Origin of the sequence: Candidatus Protochlamydia sp. W-9 (genome assembly GCF_001950615.1) — a bacterium.
GTDB lineage: Bacteria > Chlamydiota > Chlamydiia > Chlamydiales > Parachlamydiaceae > Protochlamydia > Protochlamydia amoebophila.
Window position 1 is genome coordinate 1 of the sequence record NZ_BCPZ01000157.1, and the last position, 14,562, is coordinate 14,562.

The 14,562-nt window shown below is 35.7% G+C and carries 10 protein-coding genes; 5 read left to right on the plus strand and 5 right to left on the minus strand.

Features of this window, described 5'->3' with window-relative positions:
* Nucleotides 1-817: 817 nt before the first annotated feature.
* Together BU804_RS04795 and BU804_RS04800 are read right to left on the minus strand one after the other, a co-directional pair.
* On the minus strand, nt 818-3,793 hold the full coding sequence (locus BU804_RS04795) for an insulinase family protein (RefSeq protein ID WP_075883197.1): 2,976 nt from the start codon (nt 3,791-3,793) through the stop codon (nt 818-820).
* A gap of 416 nt (nt 3,794-4,209) precedes the next feature.
* Nucleotides 4,210-4,392, minus strand: a complete 183-nt coding sequence (locus BU804_RS04800) for a DUF1328 family protein (RefSeq protein ID WP_075883198.1) — start codon at nt 4,390-4,392, stop codon at nt 4,210-4,212.
* 183 nt (nt 4,393-4,575) lie between these two features.
* Between BU804_RS04800 and BU804_RS04805 the strand changes: the two genes are divergently transcribed.
* On the plus strand, nt 4,576-5,439 hold the full coding sequence (locus BU804_RS04805; RefSeq protein ID WP_075883199.1) for a CDP-alcohol phosphatidyltransferase family protein: 864 nt from the start codon (nt 4,576-4,578) through the stop codon (nt 5,437-5,439).
* A 160-nt stretch (nt 5,440-5,599) separates the two neighbouring features.
* Here BU804_RS04805 and lexA read toward each other — a convergent pair whose 3' ends face one another.
* Entirely contained in the window at nt 5,600-6,220 is a 621-nt protein-coding gene (gene lexA, locus BU804_RS04810) for a transcriptional repressor LexA (RefSeq protein ID WP_075883200.1), read from the minus strand.
* On the minus strand, nt 6,217-6,894 hold the full coding sequence (locus BU804_RS04815; protein ID WP_079988611.1) for a phosphatase PAP2 family protein: 678 nt from the start codon (nt 6,892-6,894) through the stop codon (nt 6,217-6,219). Before BU804_RS04815 ends, lexA begins: the two co-directional genes overlap by 4 nt.
* A gap of 242 nt (nt 6,895-7,136) precedes the next feature.
* Between BU804_RS04815 and BU804_RS04820 the strand changes: the two genes are divergently transcribed.
* The 4 genes from BU804_RS04820 to pseI are packed head-to-tail and all read left to right on the plus strand — an operon-like array spanning nt 7,137 to nt 12,389.
* Nucleotides 7,137-9,305, plus strand: a complete 2,169-nt coding sequence (locus BU804_RS04820) for an HD family phosphohydrolase (protein ID WP_075883201.1) — start codon at nt 7,137-7,139, stop codon at nt 9,303-9,305.
* Entirely contained in the window at nt 9,305-10,117 is an 813-nt protein-coding gene (locus tag BU804_RS04825; protein ID WP_075883202.1) for an SDR family NAD(P)-dependent oxidoreductase, read from the plus strand. The genes BU804_RS04820 and BU804_RS04825 overlap by 1 nt, the downstream gene beginning before the upstream one ends.
* Nucleotides 10,102-11,325 carry a DEAD/DEAH box helicase gene (locus tag BU804_RS04830; protein ID WP_075883203.1) on the plus strand — a complete coding sequence of 408 codons (1,224 nt, stop codon included), beginning with the start codon at nt 10,102-10,104 and terminating at the stop codon, nt 11,323-11,325. The genes BU804_RS04825 and BU804_RS04830 overlap by 16 nt, the downstream gene beginning before the upstream one ends.
* Nucleotides 11,326-11,333: 8 nt before the next feature.
* A complete protein-coding gene (gene pseI / locus BU804_RS04835; RefSeq protein WP_075883204.1) occupies nt 11,334-12,389 on the plus strand; it encodes a pseudaminic acid synthase in 1,056 nt (351 codons plus the stop codon).
* A 209-nt stretch (nt 12,390-12,598) separates the two neighbouring features.
* Here pseI and BU804_RS04840 read toward each other — a convergent pair whose 3' ends face one another.
* A complete protein-coding gene (locus BU804_RS04840) occupies nt 12,599-14,377 on the minus strand; it encodes a phospho-sugar mutase (RefSeq protein WP_075883205.1) in 1,779 nt (592 codons plus the stop codon).
* Between the last annotated feature and the right edge of the window lie 185 nt (nt 14,378-14,562).

Sequence of the window (14,562 nt, forward strand, 5' to 3'; positions counted from 1 at the left end):
ATTATAATATATAAATAACTATTATTTCAATGGTAGTTAAATAAAAAATATTCTTATCAATCAAAAATTCTTAAAAATAACTAGAGGTCGATAAAGTTTAAATACAAGATCTTTAACTTTTTAAAAATCCTAGTGAGAGATAAACCTAAATTAGAAGCATTTTCTAAAGTTTTAAAAGCAAAAACCAAAGCGGTAATTTTTGAGGAAAAGCCCTTAAAAATCAATTTTTCTGTTTGTCCTACGCAAAATTTTCTAGGCACCGATTTCATTGATTTTACTGGCTCGTTAAGAGGCAAGTTTATTCATGAATATTAAGTTCCATTCCAGTCTTTTTAATTCGTGTATTCATGCCAATTTTGTCGCTTTCAAAGTAACAGGTGTGTTTGCCCACTTAGTATTCTTGACAAAACCAAAGCCATTTTACTATTTCCAGATTAAAACATGATCAAGGATGATTAAGTTCAATGTGAATTAAACAATTAAAAGAGTTAAAAGAGATACTTGTGCAAAGCAAAATAGTTAGACTGGAATGTGCTGATAAAAAAGATCTAGTTCACTGCCATGCTGTGGATATTAGGTGAATAGAAATAGTAATTGTGAGTTTTATGGTGGTTGAAATGATTTTAAAAGGGCTAAACAAACTTGAAAATTTCTAGAAAATTAGAAAAACTCTTTTTAAGTATAAGTGTGCGTGAGCAAAGAGGTATGGACCTTGTTGGTCAATATTTAACAATTTAAAATTTGCCTTTAGAAATAGTTAAAGATCTCTAGAATTGCTTTCATCGATGCTGATTGTTAGCATCGATGATTTTAAAATTTAAATTCCTTCAATAACTAGTGGTGAAAGCCCGGCTTTTTTTAATTCTTCATTCTGTCTTTCTAGCAATTCTTTGCCGGCAAAAACGACTGTTGAGCCTTTATCCATTTGCGGAGCAATAATTCTTTGAACAGCTTCGATCACATTTTCTTTGGTCAAATTTAATAGTTTAGTACGGAATGCTTGGCGAATAGCTAATGTTTTACCTTCTCTTAACCAGCCATAGGTCAGTTCTGCTTGACTGCCTGGAGAAATTGGAGTATCCAAAGTTTGTATCATCTCAAATTTAGCTTCTTCTAAATCTACTTCATCAAACTCTCCTTTTAAAACAGCTTCCACAGCTTGTTCAAAAGCTTTGAGGGTCGTAAAAATGTTTGGATCTCGGTAGGAGTAAAAATAAAAATTTCCTGAAAGAGGATTACTAACAGCCCCACCTCCGTACGCTCCTCCTTGTTCCCGAATTTTTGTGTGAAGGGTTAAATTGTCAAATAAAAATGCCGCAATAGTGAGGGCGGGAGCATCTGGGTGGACGTAAGAGACGGTTGGAAATACTTGGCCAATAAATGCAACAGGAGAGGCAATGATTTTTCCTTGAGAGGGGACGTCTGATAAGGGAAAATGACTATGCCAAGGATGAAAGGGGCGTGTATCAATATCTTTTAATCCATAAAATCCATGACCTTTTAGTTCATCATAAAAGGTAGAATCACAACTTAACACCAAATGAGGGTTATCCAAACAAGTCACTTTTTCCTGGAGATCTTGAAGTTTAGCTAAAATATAAGGACCTTGTTTGTCAAAATCTTTAACGAGTTCTCGAATTTTTACATAATAATTGAGCCCATACAAATCATTGGCAACTTTAGAAGCGATGTTTAAACCACTCGCAGCTAAATTAATGGCATATTTTAAACCACTTTGATTTAAACGACTTTCCATCGCAGTGAAATGTTTGAAAAGAATTTCTTTTAATCTCTCTAAGCTATCGATTTTAGCTGATGCCATTGTTTCATGCATAAGTGCGAAAAGCTTAGAGGATTTTCGGTATAAAGCTTTTCCACGTAAATGAAATGTTGGGGAAAAACAAGCCTCATTTTCTGCTTGTAAATTTAGGCTAATTCCTGCTGCAATTCCTCCTGTATTTCCTTGGATATATTCCAAGTTTTCTGCGTAGCTTCTTTTTCCACAGCCAATTTGTGTTAAAACAACAGTTAGAAGACGCAAATAAGGAAGATCTTTTTCTGATAAGGTTGGTAAATCATAGACGAGGTCCGCATAGACGATATCATTTGTAAAGATAGCGTGATGAAAAACTGTTAGTGCCCCTATCTTTTCTTCTTTTAAAGAATAGTTCCTCGCCGCTAAGGGGATGTCTTGAATGCAAACCTTTGGTAAAACATCCAAGCTTTCTTCTTCTTGCATTTTTTGAAAAGAGGCAAGCAATTCAGCTTTATGAATTAACTCCTGAGTGAGTTTTTCCGATAGTGAGTTTTTAATTATTTTCAAATGTTTTTTTTCTTTTTCATTTTCTCTCATTTCTAATGTTTGGTCAGGTGTCATAACAATCTGAACGAAATGGGGATTATCAATTAAATGTTTCTGAATGAGCTTTGTAAAATAGAAAGAATCAGACAAAGTACGTTTGCGTACCTGATCAAAAAGAGAATGAATTCTTAATCCTTGTTCAGGATCAACGCCATGCTGTTTTAAAAGTCCAGAACGCATAAATAAAGACAAGCCAAAAGGGGCATGATCTCCAGTAATTTCGCTACGATAAAACTCAAGTTGATGAATGGCATTTTCAATCATCTGAATAGGGATCCCATTTTTAATGATTTCTTGCAACGTGTCTTTAATGAGTTTTTGAAGATCTTCTGCTTTATCTGCTTGACAGCCTTTAAGAATAATTCCCCAAGGAATTTCATTCACTTCTACATCAATAAACGAGTTGGCTTGCTTACACCATCCAGATTGCAACAAGACTTTTTTAAGGAGGGAGGCGTCATTATCCATTAAAATGAGTTCAAGGATATTTAAAGCAAGTGTTTCTTCTTGTTCCAAAATATGACAAGTCAGCCAAGCAAAGGCCAACATAGTTTTATTTGTCGTTTCTTCTTCAGAAGCAATGGGATAAGAAAGTTTCACAGATTTTGGTTGGAGAAATCGAGGTTGCAGGGGAATAGGAGGAAGAGGAGTAGCTCGTGTGGCTTGATTAAGTGTATGTTTGGCAATAAAATCTAAATGTTCTTCTAATGGCATATTTCCATAAAAAAAGAACAGGCAACGGCTTGGATGATAAAACTTTTGGTAAAATTCTTTGAGTTGTGCGTAGGTTAATTTAGTGATGGCCTCAGGATCCCCTCCAGAATTGACGCCATAAGTAATATCTGGAAAAAGGTTAGCATTAATTGCTTCAATTAATCTGGCACTTGAAGAAGAAAGAGCCCCTTTCATTTCATTAAAAACAATCCCTTTATGTTGTAAAGGAGATGAGGGATCATTAGGAATTGCAAATTCAAGCCGATGTCCTTCTTGCAAAAAGCTTAATTCATTTAAATGAGGATGAAAGACGGCATCTAAATACACTTCCAATAAGTTATAAAAATCTTTATGAACTTGAGAGGCGGCTGGGTAACAGGTAAAATCGGCCCCTGTTAAAGCGTTCATGAAGGTATTTAAACTTCTTCGATTCATGGCAAAAAAAGGATCTTTAACGGGAAATTTTTCGGATCCACATAAAACAGTATGTTCTAAGATGTGAGCAACTCCGCTTGAATCTTCCGGTAATGTTTTAAAGGATAAGCAAAATAAGTTTTCTGGATCTTCATTTTCAATATGCATAATCATCGCACCTGTGGGTTGGTGCACAAGCTCTCTAAGAAAACATTGAAGTTCTGGAATTTCTACAGCTTTAACTAGTTCAAATTGATGATAAATTTGACCTACAGCGTTAAGTCGAGAGCGTTTAGAGATCATGAATAAATAACCTTACAATTTTAAAAAAAAAGAATTCACTTATAAAAATTTTAGATAAGCATATTTTTGCTATCTGCTAAAAGTTCATTTTGTCTTATTTGTCAAAATAAGCGGTATGTAAACAAAATGAATGTTGGTTAACTTTATACTTATTTTTTAGAGAAGAATGAATTTTTTGTAAAATTCGTCAGACTTCTAGACTTTTCGATGGGGAAAAAGTTTAATAAATCTTACCATTTTTTTACTTTATTTCTCCCGCAAATTCAATCAATTAGCGTTGATAAATCGAAATTTGAGCTGAAATGGATTAAAGTCTTTCTGCTGCATCCTGAGTTTGAAAGTTAATCTTTCATAAAGAAAACTTTCAAACTCGAAGGATAATCCATTTAATCATTGCCACAGATGAAATGAATGATTTAAATAGGCGGAGTAGGTCCTTTACGACCAAGTAAGCTAAATAGAAGTGAAATTAAGAATAACACAATAAAAACGTAAAACAAGATTTGTGCGATACCAGTGGCTGTGGCTGCGATTCCACCAAAACCAAATATGGCTGCAATAATTGCAATAATTAAAAAGGTTATAGCCCACCTTAACATAAGACCTCCTTTAGTTAATTTATATTGAATAACTACTTTTGCTCAGGTTAATTAAATAGCATAAAAAGTCAAATAAAAATTATATTGTTGATTAAAGAATTCTTCAAGGTTTGGTTTAAAATAAGATTGTCAGGTATGTTATTTACAAATTCTCTCATTTAACTTTTGGAGTGATTAACCGATATGCATTCTCTTCAACGGAAGAAAATTTATTTTTTACCTAATGTCATTACCGCTTTTGGTCTTTCTTGTGGACTCTTTGTCATCTTTAAAATGAATATGACGGGGGTAGGAGAAGTGACCCCACAAATTTTAACCGCTGTGACAGCTATATTGCTTTTAGCTGCGTTTGCCGATTTGATGGATGGAGCAGTCGCTCGTGTTATCAAAGCGGAAAGTGATTTTGGGGTAGTATTTGATACATTGGCTGATGCCATTTCTTTTGGGGTGGCCCCTTCTGTAATTATTTTAAAAAGTCTTTCTGTTGATCCCAGTACAAAATTATCTTTTTTAGTTACCATGTCTGCAATTGTCTTTTCACTTTGTGGAGTTCTTCGTTTAGTTAGGTTTAATGTGGCAGCATTAGCTACAAAAAATAATGTTGAATTGGCTGTTGCGCATAAGAAGCATTTTACAGGACTTCCAATTCCTGCGGCAGCGGCAGCGGCAGTTTCTCTTAATTTTTTCTTGTTTAATCCCAGTTTTGAGTGGGTAAAACAATTTCCTACCCACAGCCAAACCTGGATTTTATCTGTGATGTTAATGCTATTAGGATATTGCATGGTAAGTCGCTGGAAATTCCCTAGTGTCAAAAGTTTAGAAATAAAAGTTTCTTCTTTTCGCCTTGTTTTTTTCACAGTACTTGCAGCTGTTTTGGTCTTCTATGGTATCCTTCATCATTTTGCCTTAGCATGTACGGTTCTTTCCTGGGGATATATTTTATTGGCTTTGACCTTAGCAATGTTTCGTGTTGTAGCAGGAAGACGGTCTAAAACTTTAGAGGAATTTGAGCCGGAACCCGAGGAATTGGATGAGGTTGAAGAGTGAATTGGGATTTTTTCCAGTTTATTTTTTCACAAAATAGTTTGTTTAGAATGTTATCAAAGACATTATTCGACAATAAATATTGCACAATCCTTGCAAATAATATTTGCATCAAATTTCAATTTAAATAGTTTTTTTGATCAATGAAAATTTAGAAATTTAATTAACAATAAAAACGTATGAGATTTGTTAATACCCCTTGTATAGCTAGGTGATCGTGACGGAGTGTTAAAGAGGAATGATTGATATGAATGCTTTCTAAACGAATGTATTGCCCTTCAGGATAATAACGTTTAACAACGGTGTCATGATGATTAATTGCGCCGATGATAATTTCTCCTGGCTGAACAGTAGACCTTGCTTCAACAACCAAAAGGTCTCCGTCTTGAATGAGCTCTTCTAACAGGCTATTACCCTGAACGCGTAAAATATAAGTATTATTTAAATGATGTACAAAAGTGGATGGAACAGCAATGGTTTGGGGTCGCATAAACATCTCAATGGGATAGCCAGCCATGATATTGCCAATAAGAGGGAGTAACACTTCAGCTGAAAAAGTTAGTGAAGCGGGAGGATGAGTAGGGATGAGAGAACGACTGCATTTTTTTTCGGCTGCTAGCACTCCTTTGCGTTGCAAAGATTGAATGTGTTTATGAACGGAAGCCGGGGAAGCAAGAGAAAAGTGTTTCATAATCTCTCTGTAACTTGGTGAATATTGATGAGTATCGATAAATTGTTGAATAAATTGCAAAATAGCTTGTTGTTTGGGTGTCAATCCTTTCATGGTGAATAGCTGCTTTTAAAGATCATTTGATAACACCCAATCGATGTCAACCACATAATTAATGCAGAAAAAATCACATCAGAAAAAAAGTGTCCTCCTTGTGCTAAGCGAGCATAACTGAGAGCACCTCCCAAGCTTATTGTTAAAAATAAACCAAGAATGTAAAGAAAATAGCTTCGATAATGCTTACCTAGCCATAAAAAACTAAAAAAATAAAATCCGACAGAGCAGTGTCCGCAAGGAAAGGATTTAGAAGGTTCAAATGAATGATTGAAGCGAGGCTTATAATAAGGCAAAAATGATTGAGCACCCCCGAATTCAATGATTTGTTTGGGTCGTGGTCTTCCCCAATGGTCTTTAAAAATGGCATGCACAAAAATTCCCGATCCGATTGCCAGTACAAGAATCAAATAAAGAAAAGCGGGCCGAAAGAATTTCAATCGAGGTAAGAAAATTGAGGCTACGCTTCCACAAATTGCTAATCCTACAACAATCCAAGCAGGAAAAATTGCATAATGATAAATCCAAAGAGTGGTAGGAGAAGAATCAAATTCACCTTGGTGATAAAAATATTGAGAGACCGCTAAATCGATTGGAGTAGACCAGAGAGTAAATAAAAGAACCGCTAAAAGAGGAAAGAAAATAGTCATGGTTTTCGAAAAGGAATTTGGCATGATGACAGCATTTAGGATTTTTTAAGACTTTGCTTCAATCTGGAGTTTATTGAATCGATAGTCGTTATTCCAATTTTTAAATGCTTTTATATATAGCGGATTCCATAAAAATTGACACATAAATTCATTTTTTGAGTTCCCTATTTAAGGGAATTCGAATGGCGAAGTCGGGTTTTTACTATATGCCAATTCAAGGATGTGTTATGGTAAAACTATGAAAAATAGTGTAGGTTTTAACAAAAATGCCTGATAGAAACAGTATTTTTGAGAATCAGCAAGAATTAAAGTTTTCTGGTGAGCAAGGTTTTTTTGATAAAAGCAAGATCATCCGTTATTTGATTATTTGCTTGTTTGCTTTTAGTTTGTTTTCATTTTTGCATTTCCGAGAAGTTCGAGTAGAAATGCTCGAACTTGGCAGTATTGCTCCTCGTTATATTGTCTCTCAAGTAAATTTCGATTTCCCTGATGAAGAAGCGACTATCATTTTGAAGCAAGACTCTATCAGAGATGTTGGAAAAATTTATCGACTTTCTCAAAATGATATTCGTCGAAAACGAATCGAATTTGAAAACTTTTTACTATATAACCAAGCTTGGCATAAGCACACAGAAAACGGGCAGTTTGATGAACTTTATCAAGCAACAGAGAAAATAGAGCAAGCTCTTGTTGAAATGCGTTTTACCGATGCGCGGACTTTGGACCGTATGAAATCTTTAGGAATTCCTACCAATCAATATCAGATATATACTCCAAATACTCTTATAGACCAAACTGTCCTTCCTGAATCTATTTGGGAAAAGATTCAAGCCAAAGATTTACCTCTCAGTCAGTATGAACCCCTCGTATCCGCTTTAACGATTGAATTTTTTAAACATAGTCATTGGCACATCGAAGAAGATATTCCAGCTCAAAGACAATTGAGAAAAAAAATTCAGAGTTTTGTTCCTGATAAATATACGCATGTGAATGCGGGAAATCGGATCATTGATCAAGGTGAAAAAGTCACATCCAGACATATTGCCATGCTTCAATCGATGAAAAGCGCGTTGGGAACTCGCCGTAACCTTTCTAATCCTTTTACAATGTTAGGCTCTTTGATTTTTACAGTCTTATTTATAGGAATTTTCCTATCTTATTTTCAAACGAATCAGCCTCGTATTTTAAAATCCAATCGAAAAATATTTCTGTTGGTGACGATTTTAGTTTTAACACTCATCTTATCAAAATTTACCGAGTTTTTTCTTTTAAATTCCAAAAACAACTTAATTGATACAATTCGTTACCCACTTTTTATTCCGTTGGCAGCGATCTTGATATGTAGTTTAATTAATCCAGCGGTTGCTGCATTTTCAGCAGGTTTTCTTTCTGTGGTGTCTTCAATTTCCTTGGCATTTGACTGGGAAGGGTTTCTTCTTTTAAATTTAACGGCCGGTTTAGTTGCTATTTTGAGTGTCCATTCACTTAGACGGAGAAAAGAAATTTTTGTTGTTTGTTTAAATGCTTGGATCTGTTGCGTAATTGCCATTTTAGCCTCGCATTTGTATAACAACAGCATTGGCCATTTTTCTATGGTAGCAGATATTCTGAGTGCTTGTTTCTTTATGCTCTTCACGGCTGTTTTAGGCGTGGGATTACTTCCTTTACTGGAATCTGGATTCAGGATTATGACCGATGTGACATTGATGGAATATATGAATCCCAATAATGATTTATTGAGAAGGTTGACAATCGAAGCTCCAGGAACCTATCAACATTCGGTTGTTGTGGGAAATTTAGCAGAGGCAGCGGCTCTTTCTATAGGGGCAAATGGGCTATTTTGCCGTGTGGCAACTCTCTATCATGACGTGGGTAAAATGGCGACTTCTCAATATTTTACAGAAAATCAATTTGGTGAAGTAAATATTCATCAACTTCTCACACCCCAAGAATCTGCTCAAGTCATTATGGCGCATGTTCCAGAAGGCGTTTCATTAGCAAGAGAAGCGGGACTTCCAGAGCCGATTATTGATATTATCAAAGAACACCATGGAACAACACTTGTTTATTATTTTTATCGCAAGCAAGTTGAAAAAATGGGTGGGGATAAGAATTTAGTGGATGAGAGAGAATTTCGTTATGCAGGCCCTACACCTAGAAGTAAAGAATCAGGGATTATTATGATTGCTGACTCTTTTGAAGCGGCTTCTCGTTCACTTGATAAAGTAAATGAAGACTCTTTGATGGGATTAGTTGATCGTTTAGTTCGAGAAAAAGTTGATGATGGACAATTTGATCAATGTTTATTGACATTTGAAGAACTCTATACAGTGAAAAAAGCTTTAGTGAAAACTTTATTAGCAGCAGGTCATTCACGCATTAAATACCCTGCGCCAGAAAAAAAACTTTTAGCGTGTCGAGAAGCGGGGGCTTGATGATGAAACAACGTTTGGTCCTTATTACGGGCGCAACAGCTGGAATTGGGCAAGCTCTTGTTCATCTAGCGGCTCAAAAAGAACTAAAATTACTCATTACGGGTAGAAATCAAGAAGAATTAAAAAAACTGACGGACACATTTGGTTCTTTGATTGTTCAAGCAGTGGCAGCCGACCTTTCTCAGGAAGAAGGTGTCAAAACAATCATTGACTTAATTCATAAGCATTGTCCCGATATTATTATTAATAATGCTGGTTTTGGTCTATATGGAGAAGCTCTTTCGTATTCTACTGTACAGCAAAAGCATATTGTTGATGTAAATGTCAATGCAGTTTTGCAACTTAGTTTGGAAGGAGCAAGAGCTTTAATTTCTCAGGTTAAGCAAGGCGTTATTTTAAATGTATCCTCGGCTATTTCTTTTCAGGTAGCGCCTAATATGGCTGTTTATGCCGCCACTAAGGCATTTATTAATCAGTTTTCACAAAGTTTAGATGAAGAATTAAAACCGCTTGGAATTCGCGTGTTGGTTGCGTGTCCAGGAATGGTTAAAACAGAATTTAGCCAAAATGCTGGAATGACGCGTACAAGAAAATTTACTGCGGTCATGTCTTCCAAATTTGTAGCTCGTGCAATTTGGAAACAAATTGAAAGCTTAACTCCTTTAACAATTATTGATTGGAAATACCGGTTATTAACCTGGCTTTCTTATTTGATTCCGAAAAAAATCGTCACTGCTATCATTAAAAACAACATTGCGGAACGTATTGCTCCGCGCAACGTCATTAGATTACCCTCATGCAAGAACAAATAGATGTAGAATTGCTTCCTCAAGAGCCCAATGGATTTATAACTTTTAATTTAGATCCATTAATTTTAAAAGCACTAGATAAAATGAATTTTAAAGAGCCTTCTCGAATTCAAACAGAGGCTATTCCACTGATCCAAAAAAAACAAGATCTTATCGCTCTTTCACAAACAGGTTCTGGAAAAACAGCCACTTGTGCTATTCCGATTTGTAATCGTGTAAATACGGAACTGACAGATATTCAAGCCCTGATCATTGTCCCAACAAGAGAATTAGCCTTGCAATATGCAACAGAAACACAAAAAATTGGGAAATATAAAGGAGTTAAAGCGTTCGCAATTTTTGGGGGAGAAGATTCAGCTTTACAGCAATCTAAACTTAAACATGGTGTACAAGTCTTAGTAGCCACTCCTGGACGTTTAATTGACTTTATTTATTCGCGACAAATTGATTTGTCTCATGTGGAAACCTTGATACTAGATGAAGCTGATGAAATGTTAAGCATGGGATTTTACGATGATCTTGTTTTTATTATTCAATGCTTAAACCACTCTCATCAAACATTATTGTTTTCAGCAACGATGCCAGCTGCGATTCAACGTTTAGCTAAGCATCACATGAAAGATCCTCAAGAGGTGAATTTAATTTTAGAACAAGCAAGCCCCCATCTATTAGAGCATTGCTTTGTTTATTGCTTGGCGCATCAAAGAGACCATGAGCTTATCAAACTCATTAAAGAGAATAATCCCACGCAAGCTATTATTTTCTGTCAGTCGCGGTTTCAAGTAGAAAAAGTGTGTCGTACTTTACAGTCTCATTTAGATGGAGTAGATTTTTTACATGCGGGATTAAATCAAGATATTCGCACTATTGTGACAAATAAGTTTCGGACAGGTAAGATTCGGCTGCTCGTTGCAACGGATATTGTTGCCAGAGGTTTGGATTTTTCTAAAGTGAGCCATGTTTTTATTTACCAACTTTCTCATGAATCTGATGTTTATGTGCATCGATCTGGAAGAACAGGGCGATATGGGAAAACTGGAGTAGTTATTTCTTTGGTGACTTCTAGGGAGCTACCATATTTAAATGCTATTCTAAAACAGATTAAACAGGAGCCTCGTTGGATCGGATGCCCACCACCTGAAAAACAGGAAGCTGCTAAACCTCGAAAAAGACGCCCTTATCCCAATAAAAAAAGTTCTAAGCCTCATTAAGGTTCGACATGGATATTTCAATTGGATCTAAAAAAATTGGACCTGAGCATCCCCCGTTTATTATCGCTGAATTATCCGGCAATCATAACGGTTCACTTGAACGGGCTTTAAAACTTGTTGAAGAAGCTGCGCGAGCTGGAGCTCATGCTGTCAAATTACAAACTTACACACCGGATACTATTACCTTAAATGTTCGGCGTCCTGAATTTTTAATCGAAGAAAAATCGAGTTTGTGGACTGGACGGTATCTCTATGATCTTTACCAAGAAGCTCATATGCCTTGGGAATGGCATCAACCTATTTTTGAAAAATGCAAAGTTTTAGGATTGGTTGCTTTTAGTACACCTTTTGATGAAAGTGCAATAGATTTTTTGGAAGCGTTAGATGTCCCTTGTTATAAAATTGCTTCTCCCGAAATCGTCGATTTACCTTTAATTCAAAAAGTTGCTTCACTTGGTAAACCTATGCTTTTATCAACAGGGGGTGCCAATTTAGAAGAAATCACTGAAGCTGTGAATGTAGCCAGACAAGCTGGTTGCCAAGATTTAATTTTACTCAAATGCACAGCTGCCTATCCTGCGAAATCAATAGATATGCATTTACGTACAATTTTTCACATGAGCGAAAATTTTCAAGTACTGGTAGGATTGTCAGATCATACTTTAGGAATAGGTGCTTCTATCGCAAGTTTAGCTTTTGGATGTTGCCTTATAGAAAAACATTTAACTCTTTCTCGAAAAGAAGGAGGAGTTGACAGTGTTTTTTCTTTGGAGCCGGAAGAGTTAAAACTCTTAGTTAACGAATCAAAAAATGCTTGGGAAGCGTTAGGTCAGATTCACTATGGGCCTCTTGCCGTCGAACAAACCACGCATTCTCATCGCCCTTCTCTCTATTTTGTGGAAGACCTTGAGCAAGGAGAAAAAATACAGCTGCACCACATTCGATCAGTTAGGCCCAATAAAGGGTTACCCCCAAAAGAAATTGATAAAATCATAGGATTGACTATTAATCAATCTATTGCAAAGGGAACACCTGTTACTTGGGATTTATTTAATATGGTTTAACTGGAAGAACTTAATATAATTATTACATATATTTTAAAAATTCAATAAAGTGACAATAAAAAAATTTACCATTGATTTTTTTAAAAGAATTTCGCTTTATTTAATTTCTAATAGATGTTTATTAACAATTTGAGAAGAAAAAAGATTAGCAATAGTTTAATCGATCGATGAATGAGGCATGCAAATTTTTTCTTCTCAAAAAGTTTTTTTTAAGACATGAGATGTGTTTTCATAAAATTCAATAATTGATCACATCTTGTTTTACTTTTTTCAAGTCCTTGTTCAATCGTTGTAAATTGTTTTTCTACAAGCCCACAATAAATTTTAACTTTAGGTTCAGTTCCTGAAGGACGAACCATCACTTTTGTGCCATCCTTGAGCCAGTATAAAAGAACGTCTGAAATGGGCAGAGTAATAGGATCTGTTTGATTTGTTTCTAAATAAATTTTGGTGGATAATAAATAATCTTCAATCACCATGACAGGGATACCGCAAATATTTTTCAGATGTGTAGAGCGAAGTTTTTGCATTCCCAAAGACATTTGCTCTTTTCCTTCTTTAGTTTCGCCAAAGTTAATTGAAAGTAATTTTTCTTGATAAATCCCATATTTGTGATAAAGGTCATGAAGTTTATCTAGCAAAGTTTTTCCTTCTAATTTAGCTTTTAAAGCTAATTCGGAGATAAGCGCGCTACAAATAATAGCATCTTTGTCGCGTGCGTGAGTCCCTAATAGATATCCGTATGACTCTTCTCCACCAAAAATAAATTGGTGTCCTCCTTTGAATAATTCCCATTCATGAATTTTTTCAGCAATATACTTAAAGCCTGTTAATACATTAAAGCAGGGTCTCTCATAGGCATCACAAATGGCTTGAAAAAGCTCTGTGGTTCCAATCGTTTTAATAAAAGCAGCTTTTTCAGGAAGTTTTTTTTGTTTAGCTAAAGCCTCACAGACGTGGTCGAGAAGAAGGGCGCAAGTTTGATTTCCATTTAATAAAACAGCTTCTCCTTTGTGAAGGACAGCAATTCCCATTCTGTCGGCATCTGGATCATTAGCGATTAAAAGATCACATTTTGATTGTAGCATTAATTCGATACCGAGTTTTAAGGCAGCTGGTTCTTCTGGATTGGGAAATCGAACAGTTGGGAAGGTACCATCGGGAATGACTTGAGGTTCAACAAAAACATAATTGGTAAATCCCCATTCCTTTAAGGCTAGGGGAGCCATCGTAATTCCCGTTCCGTGTAAACTAGTATAGGCAATTTTTAGTTGACTGCCTTGCTTTCGATTTATTTCAGGGTAATGCTGAAGAGGACGAATTGCCTTCAAATAGGCTTCATCAATTTCATTGTCAATTTCTTCGATTAATAAATCGTCAAGGGAATGACAAACTTTTACCTGATTGGGATCGACAATTTTTGAAGCTTCTGCAATGACTCCATCGTCATGAGGGGGCACTAACTGTCCTCCATCAGACCAATAAACTTTATAACCATTATATTCAGGAGGATTGTGAGAAGCTGTAATCATGACAGCTGCTATACATTTTTTATAACGGCAAGCAAAAGAAACAAGGGGGGTGGGGCGAATATCTTTAAACAGATAAACGTGAATTTTATTAGCTGCTAATACTTTGGCAGTCTCTTCAGCAAATTCTCTGGAGTGATGACGAGAGTCGTAACCAATAAATACCGCTCGTTTTTTTTGAGTTTCATTGGGTTGCTTATTGATGTAGTTGGCTAATCCCTGTGTAGCGGCTCGGACAGTGTAAAAGTTCATCCGATTAGTTCCAACTCCCATGATTCCTCTGAGCCCTCCCGTTCCAAAAGTCAGATTCGTAAAAAATGCATCAACAATATGTTTAGGGTCTTCTAAAAGGAGTTGCTTAATTTCTGCTTTTGTAGCTACATCATATTGACCTTCTAGCCATAGATTAACATTTTTCTGCGTGACTAAATCAAAAAGGGGTTTTTCAGCGAGTTCCATGGAATCATTCTCATTTTAAGTGTTTAAATCAATAAGGTAAGTTTAATTTCACCATAAAAGAGCTTGAGAATGCATGCAATAAAAAATTATTCATGGCTTAAATTTGTATTCGAGATGATTTTCTGAAAAAAAATGAGTTTACCGTCACGGATTAAAGTAATTATCAATCGGTTAGATAAGAAGGT